This is a genomic window from Luteibacter yeojuensis (assembly GCF_011742875.1).
Classification (GTDB): domain Bacteria; phylum Pseudomonadota; class Gammaproteobacteria; order Xanthomonadales; family Rhodanobacteraceae; genus Luteibacter; species Luteibacter yeojuensis.
The window spans coordinates 401,685-419,968 of record NZ_JAAQTL010000001.1; the positions used below are offsets into that span (position 1 = coordinate 401,685).

Consider the following 18,284-nt stretch of genomic DNA (forward strand, 5'->3'; position numbering starts at 1 on the left):
ATGGTACGGGGCCTATTCCGTAAGATCGATGGAAGTTTTCGGAAAGTTGCGGCGGATTACGCCGACAGCACGACGCGCTCTCCGCCGAGCCAACTCTCCCTGAGCAGGTTGCCACCGATCCAGTAGCAGAGTTCGGGGAGGTGCCGCAGGTTCCACACGGCGAGGTCGGCGCGCTTGCCCGCCGCGAGAGTGCCGCGATCGTCCTCGAGGCCGAGCGCGCGCGCGGCGTTCACCGTGGCGCCGCGCAGGGCCTCCTCCGGCGTGAGGCGGAACAGGGTGCATGCCATGCCCATGGCCATGCGCAGCGACAGCAGCGGCGACGTGCCGGGATTGAGGTCCGTCGCGACGGCCATGTCGACACCGTGCCGGCGGAAGGCTTCGATCGGCGGCGGGCGCGTATCGCGCAGCGCGTAGTAGGCACCGGGCAGCAGTACCGCCACCGTGCCCGCCTCGGCCATGGCACGCACGCCCTCGTCGCTGGTCCACTCCAGGTGGTCGGCGGAGAGGCCACCGTAACCGGCGACCAGCGCCGTGCCGCCGAGGTCGGACAGCTGTTCCGCGTGCAGCTTCACCGGAAGGCCCAGCGAAGTCGCCTTGTCGAACAGCCGCCGCGTTTCTTCCGCGGTGAAGCCGATGCCTTCGCAGAAGGCGTCCACGGCGTCGACCAGTTCTTCCTCCGCCAGGGACGGCAGCATGATGTCGCACACCAGCGCCACGTACTCGTCGCGCCGGCCGGCGTATTCCGGCGGCAGCGCGTGCAGACCGAGGAAGCTCGTGCGCACCGCCACGCCGAGTTCTTCGCCGATGCGCCGGGCGACACGCAGCATGCGCCGTTCGGTATCGGGTTCCAGGCCATAGCCGGACTTGATCTCCAGCGTGGTGACGCCGTCGGCGAGCAGGGCCTTCGCGCGCGGCAGCGATTGGCGCAGCAGTTCGTCCTCGCTCGCGGCGCGCGTGGCGCGCACGCTGGAGACGATACCGCCGCCGGCGCGCGCGATCTCCTCGTAGCTGGCGCCTTCGAGCCGCTGCTCGAACTCCTGTGCCCGCTCGCCGCCGAAGACGAGATGCGTGTGGCAGTCGATGAGTCCCGGCGTCACCCAGGCGCCCGGGAGCGATTCGACATGGCGCGCCAGCGCATGCGGCTCGCCGGCGAGTTCGGCCATCGGCCCGGCGAACGCGATGCGTCCGTCGCGCCAGCCGATGGCGCCGTGTTCGACGGCGCCGTAGGGTTTGCCGTTGTCCAGCAAGGTGGCGAGGCCGACGTCGAGCAGCAGGTGGTCCCAGCGTGGATCGGTGCTCATGCGCTTCCTTCGGGGGCGGGCGTGTTTCGCTTCGCGCACTCCTCTTCGTACTGCTTCACCAGCTGGTCGGCGAGTGCCTTGTATACCGGCACGCGGCAGACCAGCGCCGACATGGCGCGGGCGAGGAGACAGGCGGCCATGATCGGCAGCGCCATCTGCCTGTTGGCCGTGAGCTCGAGCGAAATCACGGCGGCGGTGAGCGGCGACTGGGTGACGCCGGCAAGGTACGCGGCCATGCCGAGCAGGACCACGGCGGAGCTGTCCGCGCCCGGGAGGAGGTTGGCGATGTTGCCGCCGAGGCCCGCGCCGACGGCGAGTGCCGGCGAGAAGATGCCTCCGGGGATGCCCGCCCAGGACGAGGCGATGTTGCCGAGGAACTTCAGCACGCCGAAGAAGGGTCCGGTGTTGCCGTGTCCCTGCAGGATGTCGCGCGCCTGGCCATAGCCGGTGCCGTAGAGGCCGTTGGCGCTCAGGAGGCTCAGCAGCACCAGCGCGAGGCCACAGAGGGCGGCGAAGAGGATCGGATTGCGGCCGCGCAGGCGTCCGACCAGGCCGCGGAAGCCCTTGGCCGACGGAAGGATCAGGCGCGCGAACAGCCCGCCGGCGAGTCCGCCGATGACGCCGGTGAGCAACACCGCGATCCAGGCCCTGCCCAGCGGCAGGGCGGCGGCGATCTCGCCGAAGTAGGCGTAGTTGCCCACGACGCCCAGGGAGACGACGCCGGCCATGATCACCGCCGTGAGCAGGGTTCCGCTCATGCGGTGCTCGAAGGTGCCGGACATTTCCTCGATGGCGAACACCACGCCGGCCAGCGGCGTGTTGAACGCGGCGGCGAGGCCCGCCGCCGAACCGGCGAGGATGAAGCGGCCGGCCGCCGCCGGCTCGTCGAAGCCGAAGCGCCGTCCCAGCGAATAGAGCAGGCCGGCACCGACATGCACGGTGGGTCCTTCACGGCCCACGGAGGCACCGCCGAGCAGCGCGCCGAGGGTGAGCGCCATCTTGCCCACCGAGATTTTCAGCGACATCAGGCGATTGCGGAACGTTTCGTCTTCCAGTTCCAGGGCCGCGATCGCCTGCGGAATGCCGGAACCCCGTGTGGCTTTCATGGCGCCCTGGGTGAGCCAGCAAAGAAGGGCGAACGTGGCGGGCGTTAACAGCAGCGGCACCCACCATGCACGGGAGGCGACGCCGGTGAACAGTTCGAAGGCGAAGTCCGCGGCTTTGGCGAAAAAGACGGCTGCCAGGCCGACCATCACCGCACCCGTCCAGAACAGCAGGCGTCGTCGCCATTGGGTGGGCGACAGCCAGGCGTGGCCGCGAAGGCGTTCGAGGGGCGAGGCGGTCGGTACCGGCTCCGTTTCCGGGGCGTCGCTCATTTCGCCTCCTTGCCGCGCGACCAGCGCACTTCGTAGAGGTCGTACCGGCGGTCCTTCAGGTTCTGCACGGCGCCCGAATTGCGGGCACGGGCGAGGTTCTCCAGGCGGAGGTCGGCGAACAGCACGGTTTCGATGTTCGGCGTCGAATCCGCGGCGATGCCGTCGCGGGCGAAGGGAAAGTCGCTGGGCGTGAGGATGCAGCTCTGCCCGTACTGGATATCGAAATGATTCACGCCGGGCAGGTTCCCGACATTACCGGATAGGACGACATAGCATTGGTTCTCGATGGCTCGGGCCTGGGAGCAGTAGCGCACGCGAAGGTAACCCTCGCGCACGTCGGTGCAGAAGGGGACGAAGAGTATCAGCGCGCCCTGGTCGGTGAGGTGGCGGGCCACCTCGGGGAATTCGGAGTCGTAGCAGATCATCACGCCGATCGGGCCGCAGTCGGTCTGGATCGTCGCGGCGGCATCGCCGCCGGTGATGTTCCATATGTTGCGCTCGCTCGGCGTGGGATGCAGCTTCTCGCGCTCGTGGATCGAACCGTCGCGCAGGCACACGTAGCAGACATTGTGGATGTCGCCGTTGGGCTGCCGCGTGGGGTGCGATCCGCCGATGATGTTGATGTTGTAATGCACGGCGAGACGGTGGAACAGGGCCTTGACTTCGTCGGTGTATTCGGAGAGTCGGCGGATGGAGTCGACCGGCGACAGCTCCGCGTTTTCGATGGACAGCAGCTGCAACGTGAGGAGTTCGGGGAAAGCGACGAAATCGGCGTCGTAGTCCGCGGCGATGTCCACGAAGTATTCTACCTGGGTGGCAAACTCGGCGAACGAACCGATCCGGCGCTGCTGGTATTGCACCGAGGCGACGCGCACGTTGTCGGGCAGACGGTGGCTTTGCGACACGCGCGGCACGTCGGGCTGGTCGAGGCGATGCGGGTTGCGCCAGACGAGGTGTGCGGCGTAGCCGAGGGATTCGTGATCGGACGGCACGTAGCCGCGCAGCAGGCCGACCACCTCGAAGCCATTGCGCAACTGGAAGCTGAGCGTGGGATCGCGGCGCCGGCCGTCCACGACCGCCTGCACGTAGGCCTCGGCGCTGCCGTAGCGGCCGATGGCGCGGGCGAGGCCGGGCACGCGGCCCCCGAAGACGATGCCGCGCAACTTGAGGTCGGTGCACAGCCGCTTGCGCGCCATGTACAGGCGCTGCCCGATGCGCATGCCCCGGTAATCGGGGTGGACCACCGCTTCCATGCCGTAAAGCCAGTCGCCCTCCGGGTCATGGCGCGAGGCGAAACCGCCAGCGGTGATCTGCATCCAGGTATGCGGAGCGAGGGCTGCCGCCTCGCTTATCCGGAAGGTGGCGCAAAATCCCACGATCCGGCCTTCGTATTCGACGACGAACTGTCCTTGCGGAAAGTGCGTCTGCTGGCTGTGCAGCATCTCCGCGGAATGACCCCATTCGGCCGTGTACACGCGGGCGGTCAGGGCCACGAGCTCGGCAACGTCGCCGGGACGCGCCAGGCGAAGCAGCAACTTGGGTGGCTGTGAGGCCTTGCTCTCGGTCATGCCTTCATTATGCGCCCAAGTCGGCGGGTGCCCGCCTTCGCAGGCACGACGTGGGGTTCGTCACCCCTGCGCCGGCAGGGGTCCAGCGCCTTGATGGCGGAGTACCATGGCGCACCCCTTTCTAGGACGTCCCCATGTCGAATGCCGCAGTCAACGCCGATTTCCTCTGGCAACGAGGCGCGTGGCGTGCCGACGAGACGGGGCTCGGCGTCGCCGGCACGCGCTTCGCCGCGGCGCAGGGTGTGACCGAGCGGATCGGCCGCTTCGTGTTGCCCGGCATGCCCAACCTGCATTCGCATGCGTTCCAGCGCGCGATGGCCGGGCTGGCGGAACGCCGCGGACCGGGCGAGGACAGCTTCTGGACCTGGCGCGAGACCATGTATGCCTTCGCGGAGGCGATCGATCCGGACGACCTCAAGGCGATCGCCACCCAGCTCTACGTCGAGATGGTGAAGGCGGGCTACACCCAGGTCTGCGAATTCCACTACCTGCACCATGGCCCGCGCGGCGTGCGCTATGCCGATCCGGCCGCGATGTCGCTGGCACTCATGGAGGCGGCTAGGGAGGCGGGCATCGGGCTGACGCTGTTGCCCGTGTTGTACATGAGCGGTGGCTTCGACGGGCGACCGCTGTCGGAGCGGCAGCAGCGTTTCCGCCACGACGTGGGAAGTTTCGTGAGCCTGCTGGAGCGCCTGGCGCCCCTGCAGGACGACATGTTCACCCTGGGCATCGCGCTGCATTCGCTCCGCGCCGTGCCGGAAGAGGCGATGCGCGCCTTGCTGGCGACCGGCGTCGCGAAAGGACTGCCGATCCACATCCATATCGCCGAGCAGATCGGCGAGGTGCAGGACTGCGTGGCCCTGCGCGGCGCCCGCCCCGTCGAATGGTTGCTTGACCACGCCGAGGTCGATGCACGCTGGACGCTCGTCCACGCCACGCACCTCACGGCGCAGGAGACCGATCGCGTCGCGAAGAGCGGCGCGGTGGCCGGTCTTTGCCCCACGACGGAGGCCAACCTCGGCGACGGCCTCTTCCCGCTGGCCGCTTTCATCGACGCGGGCGGCACGTTCGGCATCGGCTCGGACTCGCACATTTCCGTCTCGCCGGTGGAGGAACTGCGCTGGCTGGAGTACGGCCAGCGCCTCGTGTCGCGGCACCGCAACGTCGCCGCGCGCATGGCGGAAGAAAGCGTCGGCACGGCGTTGTGGCAGCGCGCCCTCGACGGCGGCATCCGCGCCGCGGGCAGCGACATCGGCCATCTCGCCGAGGGCTCGCGGGCCGACCTGCTCGTGCTCGACGACCGCTCGCCGCTGCTCGCCGCGCGCGGCGAGGCGGACGTGATCGACAGCTTCCTGTTCGCGGGTAACACGCCACTGGTGCGCGACGTGATGGTGGGTGGCCAGTGGCGCGTGCGCGACTTCGCACATGCGGCCGAAGGGGCCGCGGCGCGGGCTTATCGCGCCGTGGTCGAAAAGCTGGCCGCGGCCTGACCTGTGGGAGCCGCTTCAGCGGCGCCGCACGTTTGCCCGCTGCCGCGGGATCGCCGCTGAAGCGGCTGCCACAAGCTTGCGTCGGCGTCCGGATCGTGTTCTAGTCGAGGCCATGATTCGCATCGCCGCCAATAACGCCAATACCAATAATGCCCGGTACCTCGGGAGGGTCGGCGTGTAGGCGGTTGCAAGCGAAACCACCGGCATACACGAAAGGCCCGCCCTCCAGGCGGGCCTTTTTCTTTGGGTGCATTTTGATCAGGAGAATGAAGGCATGTGCTCGATCCTGGGGATATTCGGACTGACCGCCGGCGACGACCTCGGCGCCCTGCGCGCACGGGCGATGGAGCTTTCGCAGCGGCAGCGTCATCGCGGCCCGGACTGGAGCGGCGTGTACGTGGACCAGGGTGCGATCCTCGTCCACGAACGCCTCGCCATCGTCGACCCGGCCAGCGGCGCACAGCCCCTGCGCTCGGTGGACGGCGAGCTGGCGCTGGCGGTTAACGGGGAGATCTACAACCATCGCGAACTGCGCGCCGCCAGCCACTACGCCTTCACCACCGCCTCCGACTGCGAGGTCGTCAACGCCCTCTACCGCGAGCACGGCACCGACTTCCTCCCCCGGCTCAACGGCATCTTCGCCTTCGCCCTCTGGGATGCGCGACGTCGGCGTTACCTTGTCGCCCGCGATCCCCTCGGCGTCTGCCCGTTGTACTGGGGGCACGACAGGGAAGGGCGCCTCTACGTCGCTTCGGAAATGAAATCGCTTGTAGGCGTATGCGCGGACGTCGCACCGTTCCCGCCGGGACACGTCTACGACAGCGAGCGCGGCGAAGCCGTGCCCTACCGCGTGCCCATCTGGCGCGACTACGATGCGACGCGGGGGGAACCGATGGAGCCCGCGACGCTCCGCGCGGCCTTCGAAGCCGCCGTGCACAGGCAGATGATGACGGACGTGCCGTACGGCGTGCTGCTCTCCGGCGGCCTGGATTCCTCCCTCGTCGCGGCGGTGGCCGCCGGTTTCGCGCGGCGCCGGGTCGAGGACGACGACAGCGCGGAGGCCTGGTGGCCGCGACTGCATTCCTTCGCCATCGGCCTCGAAGGGTCGCCGGACCTGAAGGCCGCGGAGATCGCGGCGGCGGCGCTGGGTACGGTGCACCACGGGTTCCGCTACACGCTGGAGGAGGGACTCGACGCCTTGCCCGAGGTGATCCGGCACATCGAGACCTACGACGTCACGACCATCCGGGCCTCCACGCCGATGTTCCTGCTCGCGCGACGGATCAAGGCGATGGGCGTGAAGATGGTGCTGTCGGGCGAGGGTTCGGACGAGGTCTTCGGCGGCTACCTCTATTTCCACAAGGCGCCGTCCGCCCGCGCCTTCCACGAGGAAACCGTCCGCAAGCTGGACGCCTTGCACTATTACGACTGCCTGCGCGCGAACAAGTCCATGTCGGCCTGGGGCGTGGAGGCGCGCGTGCCGTTCCTCGACCTCGATTTCCTCGACACGGCCATGGGCTTCGATGCCGAGGCGAAGATGGTGGCCCGCAAGGGCATCGAGAAAGGCATCCTCCGCGAGGCTTTCGAAGGCGCGCTTCCCGCGGAGATCCTCTGGCGGCAGAAGGAGCAGTTCAGCGACGGCGTCGGTTACGGCTGGATCGACGGCCTGAAGGACCACGCGGCGAGGCAGGTATCCGACCGCGAGTTCGCCGCCGCGGCCTCGCGCTTCCCGCATAACACCCCGGCCACGAAGGAGGCGTATTTCTACCGCTCCCTGTTCGAGAAGCACTTCCCGGGCGAGGCCTGCGCGGCCACGGTCCCGGGGGGCAAGTCGATCGCCTGCTCGTCGCCCGCGGCCCTTGCCTGGGACCCGGCCTTCGCGGCGGCGGCCGATCCGTCGGGGCGGGCGGTGCGCGGCGTCCACCGGGAGGCCCTGGAAAGCTGAGCCTTCCCGCACAAAGCTGTCCGGTGCGGCGTCGCAGCACTTTTGCTAAGATTCAACGTTTAGCCGGCGTGCTCCAGCGCCGCCATGCCAGGCCAGCCAAATCATGATCGAGACCAATCCGATCCTTGCGCAGATCGCGGACCTCAAGGGCCGCGTCGAGTCGCTTAGGGGGTATCTTTGACTACGCCGTCAAGAAAGAACGCCTAGAAGAAGTCAATCGCGAGCTCGAGAGCCCCACCGTCTGGGACGATCCGAAGCGCGCGCAGGAGCTTGGCCGCGAACGCGCCCAGCTCGACACCATCGTCACCGGCATCGACGAGATGACCGCCGCGCTCGACGATGCGAAGGAACTGCTCGACATGGCCGCCGCCGATGGCGACGAGGCCACCGTGCAGTCCATCGTGGAGGACCTGAACAAGGTCGACGCCCGCGTGAGCAAGCTCGAATTCCAGCGCATGTTCTCCGGCAAGCTCGACGCCGCGCCGGCGTTCGTCGACATCCAGGCCGGCGCCGGCGGCACCGAGGCGCAGGACTGGGCGGAGATGCTCTTGCGCATGTACCTGCGCTGGGCCGAATCGCGCGGCTGGAAGGCCGAGCTGATGGAAGTCTCCGGCGGCGAAGTCGCGGGCATCAAGTCCGCCACGTTCCGCGTCGAGGGCGACTACGCCTACGGCTGGCTGAAGACCGAAATCGGCGTGCACCGCCTGGTGCGCAAGAGCCCGTTCGACTCCGACAACCGCCGGCATACCAGCTTCACCTCGGTGTTCGTGTCCCCGGAAGTGGACGACGACATCGAGATCGATATCAACCCCGCCGACCTCAAGACCGACGTCTACCGCTCCTCCGGCGCGGGTGGCCAGCACGTGAACAAGACCGAGTCGGCCGTGCGTATCACGCACATCCCGACGAACACGGTCGTGGCGTGCCAGACCGAGCGCAGCCAGCACGCCAACCGCGATCGCGCCATGAAGATGCTGAAGGCGAAGCTGTACGAGCTGGAGGTGCAGAAGCGCAACGCCGAAAAGGACGCGCTGGAAGCGTCCAAATCCGATATCGGCTGGGGCAGCCAGATCCGCAACTACGTGCTCGACCAGTCGCGCATCAAGGATCTCCGCACCGGCATCGAACGTTCCGACACGCAGAAAGTGCTCGACGGCGATCTCGACGAGTTCGTCGAAGCCAGCCTGAAGGCGGGCCTCGAGGCCGGTTCCAAGCGCGTCGATGCCTGATCTACCTCCGGGGCGCATCGCCGCCCCGTTTCTCTACCAGAAGCCGCCACCCACACCATGACCGAAAACGCCAACGCCACAGCCTCCGCTACCGCAGCCGACGAGAACCGCCTCATCGCCGAGCGTCGCGAGAAACTGAAAGCGCTGCGCGCGCAGGGCATCGCCTATCCGAACGACTTCAAGGTCGACAGTTTCGCGGGCGACCTGCAGGAGGAGTTCGCGGACAAGGATACCTGGACCGCCGAGGCCATCGACGCCGCGCCGCGCCGCGTGGCGGTCGCCGGCCGCATCATCCTGATGCGCGGGCAGGGCAAGGTCAGCTTCGTGCAGATGCAGGACGGCACCGGCCGCATCCAGCTCTTCGTGCACCAGGGCACCTTGGGCGAGGAGGGCTATGAGGCCTTCAAGCGCTGGGACCTCGGCGACATCGTCGGTGCGACCGGCGTCGTCATGCGCACCAAGACGGGCGAGCTTTCGATCAGGGTGGACTCGCTCCGTCTTCTGACGAAGTCGCTGCGTGGCCTGCCGGACAAGCACCATGGCCTCGCCGACGTGGAACAGCGTTACCGCCAGCGCTACGTCGACCTCATCGTCACCGAGGAATCGCGGCGCACCTTCGCGCTGCGTTCGAAGATCATCAGCCACGTGCGCCGGTGGCTCGAGGACGAGCCGCGCCGCTTCATGGAAGTGGAAACGCCGATGATGCACGTGATTCCGGGCGGCGCCACCGCACGGCCGTTCACCACGCACCATAACGCGCTCGACATACCGCTGTTCCTGCGCGTGGCGCCGGAGCTCTACCTCAAGCGCCTCGTCGTCGGCGGTTTCGACCGCGTCTACGAGATCAACCGCAATTTCCGCAACGAGGGCGTGTCCACGCGGCACAACCCCGAGTTCACGATGCTCGAGCTGTACCAGGCCTATGCCACTTACCACGAGGTCATGGACCTCACCGAGGGCATGATCCGTTCGGCCGCTGCCGACGTCGTGGGCCATACGCGGATCGAGTGGGATGGCGCCACCGTGGACCTGGGCCCGGCGTTCCGCCGCTGGCGCATGGAAGACGCGGTGCTCGAACTCAATCCCGAGATCAAGCCGGGCGAACTGCGCGACCGCGCGGCGATGGCCGGGCATGCGAAGCGGCTCGGTATCCAGGTGAAGCCGTCGTACGGCTGGGGCAAGCTGCTGCTGGAGATCTTCGAGGCCACCGTCGAACACACGCTGGTCCAGCCGACCTTCATCACCGATCACCCGGTGGAGGTTTCGCCGCTCGCGCGCGAAAGCGACACCGACAAGGGCATCACCGACCGCTTCGAGCTGTTCATCAACGGCAAGGAGATCGCCAACGGCTTCTCGGAGCTCAACGACTCCGAAGACCAGGCGGCGCGTTTCCAGGCCCAGGTGGACGCGAAGGACGCCGGCGACGATGAGGCGATGCACTACGACGCCGACTACATCCGTGCGCTGGAAGTCGGCCTGCCGCCGACCGGCGGCCTCGGCGTCGGCATCGACCGCCTCGTCATGCTGCTCACCGGCGCGTCGTCGATCCGCGACGTGCTGCTGTTCCCGACCATGCGCCCCGAGGCCTGAGCCTCGCCATTCCGGAGTCGTCTTTCATGTGGTATGCCATTGTTGCCCTCGATCATCCGAACTCGCTCGAAAAACGCATGGCTGCTCGTCCCGCCCACCTCGCGCGCCTGAAGGCGCTGCTTGAAGAGGGGCGACTGAAGCTTGCCGGCCCGTTTCCGGCCATCGACTCGGAAGATCCGGGCGAGGCCGGTTTCGACGGCAGCATGATCGTCGCCGAGTTCCCGGAACTCGCGGCCGCGCAGGCCTGGGCCGATGCGGATCCTTATGTCGAGGCGGGCGTCTACCGCGAGGTCGCCGTCCGTCCGTTCCGCGTGGTCCTGCCGTGACCGTCGAGAAGATCGAGCGCATCCGCCGTCTGCTGACGGCGGCCCTGGCCCCGGTCGAGCTGGACGTGATCGACGAGGGCCACAAGCACGCAGGCCACACGGGCGAGGGCAAGGGGCATTTCTTCGCCCGCATCGTCAGCCGCGCCTTCGCCGGGAAGAACCCGATCCAGCGACACCGCATGGTATACGACGCCCTGGCGGAGATGATGCCGGACGGCATCCATGCCCTGTCGATCGAGGCTAAAGCTCCCGGCGAATAGAAACAACAGGTTAGCGCTTTAACTTCATCCGTATTCGCGTATTGCGCGCGCAGCCCCCCTTTGGCAAAGTGACTGGTCAGCCAGGGGGAGACTCTCGAACGGAGCCCGCGGCCGCGTCCCAACGGAAACCATAATGCGTCTGACCACCATCAAGCTGGCGGGATTCAAGTCCTTCGTCGATCCCACCACGCTGCACCTGCCCACCAACATGACCGGTGTCGTCGGCCCCAACGGCTGCGGCAAGTCGAACATCATCGACGCCATTCGCTGGGTCATGGGCGAGTCGGCGGCCAGCCGCCTGCGTGGCGACTCCCTCACCGACGTCATCTTCTCCGGTTCCAGTGCGCGCAAGCCCGTGGGCCAGGCCGCGGTGGAGCTGATCTTCGACAACAGCGACGCCACGATCCAGGGCGAATACGCCAGCTTCGCCGAGATCTCGGTGAAACGCGTGGTGAGCCGCGACGGCCAGTCCGCCTATTTCCTCAACGGCGCGCGCTGCCGCCGCCGCGACATCACCGACCTGTTCCTCGGCACGGGCCTCGGCCCGCGTTCCTACTCGATCATCGAGCAGGGCATGATCAGCCAGATCATCGAGGCCGCGCCGGAGGAACTGCGCACGCACCTGGAGGAGGCCGCCGGCATCTCCAAGTACAAGGAGCGGCGCAAGGAAACCGAGAGCCGCATCAAGTCCACGCGCGAGAACCTCGACCGCGTGCGGGACGTGCGCGACGAGGTCGAGAAGCAGCTCGACCACCTGAACCGCCAGGCCCGCGCGGCCGAGCGCTGGAAAGCCTTCAAGGAAGAGCACACCCGCCGCGAGGCGGAGTTGCGCGCACTGGAATACCGCACCCTGCATCGCCAGCACGAAGGCGAAGGCTCGGGCCTGCGCGAGGCCGAACTGGAAATCGAGAAGCACCTCGCCTCGCAGCGCCAGGTGGAGGCGCAGCTCGAAAGCGTGCGCGAACGCCATCATGGGGCCAGCGAGCACCTCAACCAGGTGCAGGCCGAGGTCTACAAGGTCGGTGCCGAGATCGCCCGCGTCGAGCAGCAGGTCCGTCACAACCGCGACCTGAGCGAGCGCCTGACGCGTTCGCGCGCCGACGCCGAGCGCGAACACGAGGAACTGCAGGGGCACATCGCCGCCGACCGCGAGCAGATCGAAACCCTGCGCATGGCGCTGGCCGAAGGCGAGCCGAAACTCGAAGCCCTGCAGCAGATCCAGGACGAGACCGGCGAGGCGCAGCGCGCCACCGAGGCGCGCCTGGCCGACTGGCAGCAGCGCTGGGACGCGCACACGCGCGGCGCTTCGGAATCGAGCCGCGCCGCGGAAGTGGAACGCACGAAGCTGGCCTACCTCGATCGCCAGTCGGTCGACCTGTCGCGGCGCCGCGAGACGCTGGAAGCCGAACAGCGCGCCACCGACGTGGCCGCGCTGGATGCCGCAGCCGAGCAGCTCGACACCGAACACGAGACGCAGCGCGAGCGCGTGGAGCAGCTCGGTGGCGTGCTCGATCAGCACAAGTCCGCCTATGAGGGTGCGCTCGAGGAAGAACGCCAGGTCCAGTCCGCGCTTAACGACGCCCGCCAGCAGCTGCAGACCGCGCGTGGTCGCCAGGCCTCGCTCGAAGCGTTGCAGACCGCCGCCCTCGGGCAGGAAGAATCCGCCGCCAGCGGCTGGCTCGCCCGCCTGGGGCTCGACCGTTCCCGCCGCCTGGGCGAATCGCTCCAGGTCGACGCCGGCTTTGAATCCGCGGTGGAAACCGTGCTCGCCGGCGTGCTCGACGGCGTGCTGGTCGATGCGCCCGAAGCGCTCACGGCCGAATTCGAGTCGCTGGGCCAGGCCGACGTGGCGCTGTTCGCCGGTGCGCAGGGCGGCCCCGGCATGGCCGGTACCTTGGCCGCGCACGTGCGCGGCCCTGTCGCCGCCGTGAACCTGCTCGGCAACGTCTTCATTGCCGAATCGGTGGACGAGGCCGCCGCGCGTCTCGGCTCGCTCGCCGCGCACCAGTCGGTCATCACTCGCGACGGCGCCTGGATGGGCCCGGGCTGGGTCCGCGTGCGCCGCGCGCAGGGCAACCAGGTGGGTGTGCTCGCCCGCGAGCGCGATCTGCGCCAGCTGGCCGAGCAGGTCGAAACGCTCGAGGCCACCATCGAGGAACGCACCGAACAACTGGAAGGCCTGCGCACGCGCAAGTTCGAAACCGAACGCCAGCGCGACGACGCGCAGCGCGACCTCTACGCCGCGCACCGCCGTCTCTCGGAACTCGCCGGCCAGCTGCAGAGTCATCGCGGCAAGATGGAAACGGCGCGGGCGCGCGCCGAAAAGGTGGGCGGCGAAATCGCCACGATCGTCGACCAGCTCGACGAACTCGAAGGCCAGACCCGCGAAGCCCGCGCGCGCCTCGACGAGGCCGTGGGTCACATGGGCGATCGCGAGGACGAGCGCCGCGGACTGGAGAACGAGCGCCGCGAACTGCTCGAAGCGCGCGAGGAAGCGCGCATCAACGCCCGCGAGGCGGCCGACCAGGCGCACCAGCTCGCCTTGGGCATGGAGTCCAAGCGTGCGGCGCTGACGTCGCTCGAGCAGGCGCTCGCGCGACTCGACACCCAACTGCGCCAGGTGGTGGCGAGGCGCGACGAGATCGACCAGCAGCTTGCCGCCGGTTCCGACCCGATCGCCGAACTGGAAGCCGAACGCCAGACCTACCTCGACCAGCGCCTGCTGGTCGACCGGCAGCTGGTGGAGGCGCGCCGCGCCCTCGAGGACTGCGACGCCGAATTCCGCAAGCTCGAACAGGACCGCCAGCGCGTCGAGCACATGCTCAACCAGGTACGCGAGAGCGTGTCCGAGAAGCGCCTCGCCGCACAGGCGCTGCAACTGCGCGCCGAGCAGTTGGCCCAGGCCATCCTTGCCTCGGGTCTCGAACTGGAGGCGTTGCTGGCCGAGCTGGCGGAGGACGCCGAGCCGGAACGTTGGCAGCAGCAGCTGGTGGACCTGTCGCAGAAGATCGCACGGCTGGAGCCGGTGAACCTCGCCGCCATCCAGGAACACGCCGAGCAGTCGCAGCGCAAGGAATACCTCGACGCGCAGCTGACCGACCTCGGCGGCGCGCTCGAAACACTGGAGGGCGCGATCAAGAAGATCGACCGCGAGACCCGTCAGCGCTTCAAGGAAACCTTCGACCGCGTGAACGCCGGCGTGCAGGAGCTGTTCCCGCGCCTGTTCGGCGGAGGTCACGCCTACCTGGAACTCACCGGTGAAGACCTGCTCGATACCGGCGTGGCCATCATGGCCCGTCCTCCCGGCAAGCGCGTGTCCAACATCACCTTGCTGTCGGGCGGTGAGAAAGCGCTCACGGCGGTCTCGCTGGTGTTCGCCATCTTCGGCCTCAACCCGGCGCCGTTCTGCCTGCTCGACGAGGTGGACGCACCGCTGGACGAAGCCAACGTAGGCCGCTTCTCCGCCATGGTCCGCGAGATGAGCGAGAAGGTGCAGTTCATCTTCGTGAGCCACAACAAGGCCACGATGGAGGCCGCACACCAGCTTTGCGGCGTTACCATGCGCGAGCCGGGCGTCTCGCGCCTCGTCCAGGTGGATCTGGCCGAGGCATCCAAGCTCGCCGGCGTCGCTTGAAGCATTATTCGAGGAATCGACCATGAACCCCGCCATCGGCCTCGCCTGGAATCCCGCGGTAGGCATCCCGATGCTCTTCGTCGGCATCGTCGTGCTCGTGCTGCTCTGGCTGTTCGGCCAGCCGCGCAAGGAGCAGGGCCGACGCAAGCCCGTGCAGGAATCGCCGGAGCGCGCGCGCGAGCGCCGCGAGCCGGTGTTCGGCGACGAGGCGCAGCCCGGGGAAGACGCGATGGCATCGTTCCCCGCGCGCGACGACGAAGACGCCAACGATCCGCTGTTCAACCCGAAGCCCGCGCAGGGCGAACTCGACGTCGACCTTCGGGCGGAGCTCGAGCGCCTCGGCGCCTCGCTCGCGGGCGAACGCACCGCCTCCCCGGCACCGGCGATGCCGGAAGAGCCCGCGCCGCGTCCGGCCCGCGTGGACCCGCGCCTGGACCTGCCGTTCGAGGTCGATGAGCCCATGGCCGCCGCGCCGGCACCGGCACCCGCTCCAACGCCCGCCCCGCCACCGCCGCCGCCGCCGCGGACGCCGCCGCCGCGATCCGACCTGGGCCGCCGCCCGTCGAACGCGCCGGTCGAGCGGATCGTCAGCCTATATGTCGTGGCGCGCGAAGGTAGCCGCTTCAACGGTTCCGATCTGGTCGTCGCGGCGGAGAAGGCCGGCCTCGAATTCGGCGACATGGGCATCTACCACCGCCTGGTGGACGGTCACCCGGAACAGGGGCCGATCTTCAGCGTGGCCAACCTCGTGAAGCCGGGTAACTTCGACATGGCGCGCATCGCTTCGCTGCAGACGCCGGGTCTCTCGTTTTTCATGGCGTTGCCGGGTCCGGTCCCGGCCCTGGATGCATGGGACGCGATGCTCCCCACGGCGCAGCGCCTCGCCGAGCTCCTCGACGGTCTCGTACTCGACGAGGAGCGCAACGCGCTCGGCCGCCAGCGCATCGCGCACATCCGCGACGAACTGCGGGGCTGGGATCGCGGGCACGAGGGCGAAGAAATCAAGTTCGGGCAATAGATCCGTGTACACGCCGAAGGACTTCGTCGAAGCGCGCCTGCCGGTATTGCACGACGCCATGCGTTCGAATCCTTTCGGCACGCTGGTCACGGCGGGCGAGGGCGGCATCGAAGCCACGCACGTGCCGTTCGTGCTGGCGCGGGACGAAGGCCCGATGGGCACGCTGTATGCGCACGTGGCCCGTGGCAACGACCACATCGTGCGCCATCCGGGTGAAGTCCTGGCGATCTTCACCGGGCCGCACGCGTACATCTCACCGAACGGTTATCCAGGCAAGGCGACGCATCACCGCGAGGTGCCCACCTGGAATTACATCGCCGTGCACGCTTACGGCATGCCGGAAACGTTCACCGATGCCCCACGATTACTGGATCTGTTGACCCGCCTGACCATCCAGTCGGAGCACGACGGCGATCAGGCGCAGCCGTGGAAATTGAGTGACGCACCGGCCGATTACGTGACCCCGATGCTGCGAGGCATCGTGGGCATCCGCATCCCCCTCGCACGCATCGAGGGCAAATGGAAACTCGGCCAGAACCGGCCGGCCGAGGATCGCGAAGGTTCCGCACAGCTGCTGAACCAGCGTGCCGGCGACAACGAACAAGCCATCGCGGAAGCGATGCGCTCGATCTAATACCCCCTCACGTCGTTCCTGCGAAAGCAGGAACCCAGCGTCTTATCGCTCCTGCGCTTCGTATCGTTACCTACGTGATCGGATAACTCGCTAATCGCGAGTTCATGCCTGATGCGGCTTCGCCGCCGCATCTATGTTGCTCGTTTGCTTCGTAGGATGGGCTCGCCTTGCGGCCTCGCGCTCGGCGCCTGCGCCGCGACGAAGTGGCCAGCCGCCGTCCCCCTCGCCGCGAAGGCTTACGTCGTTCCTTGGGAAAGGAGGAGCCGCTGCGCGGCTCAATGTCTTATGGCTGACGCCCCGGCGGACCCGGGCGGTCGGGCGGGAGTCTTCGACTCGGCATCCTGCCTCGACGAAGACCGCCGGCCGTCCAGGCCGGCGCCCCTTCGGGGTCTTGTCCGCCCGACCGCCCTCGACTCCAGACATCGCGGCGAGGGGGACGGCGGCTGGCCTTGATGTGGTGAGGTGTCGTGTTGGAAAAGCGGAACCGATGGTGCGCTGTCGCTTTCTTGTGGAACGAGTCGCTGGGCACCCGCTTTCGCGGGTGCTACGGTGAGGGGGAGGAACCGTGCTTTGTGTGGGAGCCGCTTCAGCGGCGATGGGTGCTCGCGAAAACACGCCCGATTGCGAATGATCGTAAACCCGATATCAGTCGACCACGCTCATCGCCCGAGCGCGCATCCAAGCTGTTGCCACGCTTCAGTAGCGCCTACAGACAACAGGGAATTCGTTTGCTACCTTCGGGCCGTTGCCTGCGCTGTCGACACGAAAACGCTACGCAGACAACCATCGCTAGATGTGGTGAGAAGCGCGAACCGAAGGTGCTGCAAACACCCTCGGTTCGCTGACCAAAACCAACTAGGCTCAAATGGAGGATTGATTTTGGCTACCCCCGATCATACGGCACGCCCGCGCCCACCGAACCTTCCGGGCGGCACCTTCCACCTGTAAGGCTTTCTGCCAGTCAGGCAGAAGCGGTTGTAGAACCGCGGTGCTTGCCGTGCTCGTGAGATATTTCTTACCGCCGTAACCGGCGCGCTCCCTTGCGCCGGTGGAAAGCGGCCGGCACCGCTCATTCGTCAATCACGCCACCCGGTTCCCCAAGGTACCGGTGAAGCCTCGCGTTCCCTATGGTCCGCGGCGCGTCGAAGTCTGGCGCGCCGCGTTTGGCCGAGGCGCCGGCGTAAGCAAGGAGCAAAGCGATGATCTGCTCTTCGGAAAATCGCTTCTTCACGTCCAATCTCCGTCAGTTGGGGGATTGGACTCCAACTCGCCGTGCTACTCAAAACTGGGGGGCGTCGCTCTCCCAACACCACACCGCACCGTATCAAGGCCAGCCGCCGTCCCCCTCGCCGCGATGTCTGGAGTCGAGGGCGGTCGGGCGGACAAGACCCCGAAGGGGCGCCGGCCTGGACGGCCGGCGGTCTTCGTCGAGGCAGGATGCCGAGTCGAAGACTCCCGCCCGACCGCCCGGGTCCGCCGGGGCGTCAGCCATAAGACATTGAGCCGCGCAGCGGCTCCTCCTTTCCCAAGGAACGACGTAAGCCTTCGCGGCGAGGGGGACGGCGGCTGGCCACTTCGTCGCGGCGCAGGCGCCGAGCGCGAGGCCGCAAGGCGAGCCCATCCTACGAAGCAAACGAGCAACATAGATGCGGCGGCGAAGCCGCATCAGGCATGAACTCGCGATTAGCGAGTTATCCGATCACGTAGGTAACGATACGAAGCGCAGGAGCGATAAGACGCTGGGTTCCTGCTTTCGCAGGAACGACGGGTTTGGGGGGCTACGTACAAGAATGGTGGCTGGTGCCATGGCACATTCACGCTTCCGCAACACCAGGATGCGTCACTGTCGGAGCCTTCGCGTGCCCGGGTCATTGGCACGATGCATACATACGGCCCGGCATGCTTGTGTCCAT

Annotated in this window: 13 protein-coding genes; 9 read left to right on the forward strand and 4 right to left on the reverse strand. The window is 67.6% G+C overall.

All coding sequences use genetic code 11. The annotated features are described in order from the left end of the window. Positions 1 to 56: 56 nt before the first annotated feature. The 3 genes from hutI to HBF32_RS01730 are packed head-to-tail and all read right to left on the reverse strand — an operon-like array spanning position 57 to position 4,245. On the reverse strand, positions 57 to 1,301 hold the full coding sequence (hutI, locus tag HBF32_RS01720) for an imidazolonepropionase (protein WP_166697910.1): 1,245 nt from the start codon (positions 1,299 to 1,301) through the stop codon (positions 57 to 59). After that, the gene (locus HBF32_RS01725; protein ID WP_166697911.1) at positions 1,298 to 2,677 is read right to left on the reverse strand and encodes a chloride channel protein; all 1,380 of its coding nucleotides are present in this window, start codon (positions 2,675 to 2,677) and stop codon (positions 1,298 to 1,300) included. Before HBF32_RS01725 ends, hutI begins: the two co-directional genes overlap by 4 nt. Continuing rightward, entirely contained in the window at positions 2,674 to 4,245 is a 1,572-nt protein-coding gene (locus HBF32_RS01730; RefSeq protein WP_166697912.1) for a bifunctional GNAT family N-acetyltransferase/carbon-nitrogen hydrolase family protein, read from the reverse strand. The genes HBF32_RS01725 and HBF32_RS01730 overlap by 4 nt, the downstream gene beginning before the upstream one ends. A gap of 134 nt (positions 4,246 to 4,379) precedes the next feature. On the opposite strand from HBF32_RS01730, the gene HBF32_RS01735 reads away from it, so the two are divergent. From HBF32_RS01735 to HBF32_RS01775, 9 genes are all read left to right on the forward strand, one after another. Continuing rightward, positions 4,380 to 5,735, forward strand: coding sequence for a formimidoylglutamate deiminase (locus tag HBF32_RS01735; RefSeq protein ID WP_166697913.1), 1,356 nt, complete (start codon positions 4,380 to 4,382; stop codon positions 5,733 to 5,735). A gap of 274 nt (positions 5,736 to 6,009) precedes the next feature. Continuing rightward, complete coding sequence (asnB, locus tag HBF32_RS01740) at positions 6,010 to 7,680, forward strand: asparagine synthase B (protein WP_166697914.1); 1,671 nt, start codon at positions 6,010 to 6,012, stop codon at positions 7,678 to 7,680. 103 nt (positions 7,681 to 7,783) lie between these two features. Then, a protein-coding gene (gene prfB, locus HBF32_RS01745; protein ID WP_166697915.1) for a peptide chain release factor 2 occupies positions 7,784 to 8,909 on the forward strand; the annotation gives its coding sequence in 2 pieces (ribosomal slippage) (positions 7,784 to 7,858 and positions 7,860 to 8,909; 1,125 coding nt in all). Between the two features lie 57 nt (positions 8,910 to 8,966). Beyond that, a complete protein-coding gene (lysS, locus tag HBF32_RS01750) occupies positions 8,967 to 10,499 on the forward strand; it encodes a lysine--tRNA ligase (protein WP_166697916.1) in 1,533 nt (510 codons plus the stop codon). A 26-nt stretch (positions 10,500 to 10,525) separates the two neighbouring features. Continuing rightward, on the forward strand, positions 10,526 to 10,825 hold the full coding sequence (locus HBF32_RS01755; protein ID WP_166697917.1) for a YciI family protein: 300 nt from the start codon (positions 10,526 to 10,528) through the stop codon (positions 10,823 to 10,825). Continuing rightward, positions 10,822 to 11,085, forward strand: coding sequence for a BolA/IbaG family iron-sulfur metabolism protein (locus HBF32_RS01760; RefSeq protein ID WP_166697918.1), 264 nt, complete (start codon positions 10,822 to 10,824; stop codon positions 11,083 to 11,085). Before HBF32_RS01755 ends, HBF32_RS01760 begins: the two co-directional genes overlap by 4 nt. Positions 11,086 to 11,218: 133 nt before the next feature. Next, positions 11,219 to 14,719, forward strand: a complete 3,501-nt coding sequence (gene smc, locus HBF32_RS01765; protein WP_166697919.1) for a chromosome segregation protein SMC — start codon at positions 11,219 to 11,221, stop codon at positions 14,717 to 14,719. Positions 14,720 to 14,741: 22 nt separating this feature from the next. After that, positions 14,742 to 15,737 carry a cell division protein ZipA gene (zipA, locus tag HBF32_RS01770; protein WP_166697920.1) on the forward strand — a complete coding sequence of 332 codons (996 nt, stop codon included), beginning with the start codon at positions 14,742 to 14,744 and terminating at the stop codon, positions 15,735 to 15,737. Between the two features lie 4 nt (positions 15,738 to 15,741). Continuing rightward, a complete protein-coding gene (locus HBF32_RS01775) occupies positions 15,742 to 16,371 on the forward strand; it encodes an FMN-binding negative transcriptional regulator (protein WP_166697921.1) in 630 nt (209 codons plus the stop codon). A gap of 1,069 nt (positions 16,372 to 17,440) precedes the next feature. Here HBF32_RS01775 and HBF32_RS01780 read toward each other — a convergent pair. Next, positions 17,441 to 17,602: a hypothetical protein gene (locus HBF32_RS01780; RefSeq protein ID WP_166697922.1), complete on the reverse strand. Its 162-nt coding sequence runs from the start codon at positions 17,600 to 17,602 to the stop codon at positions 17,441 to 17,443. Positions 17,603 to 18,284: the final 682 nt, after the last annotated feature.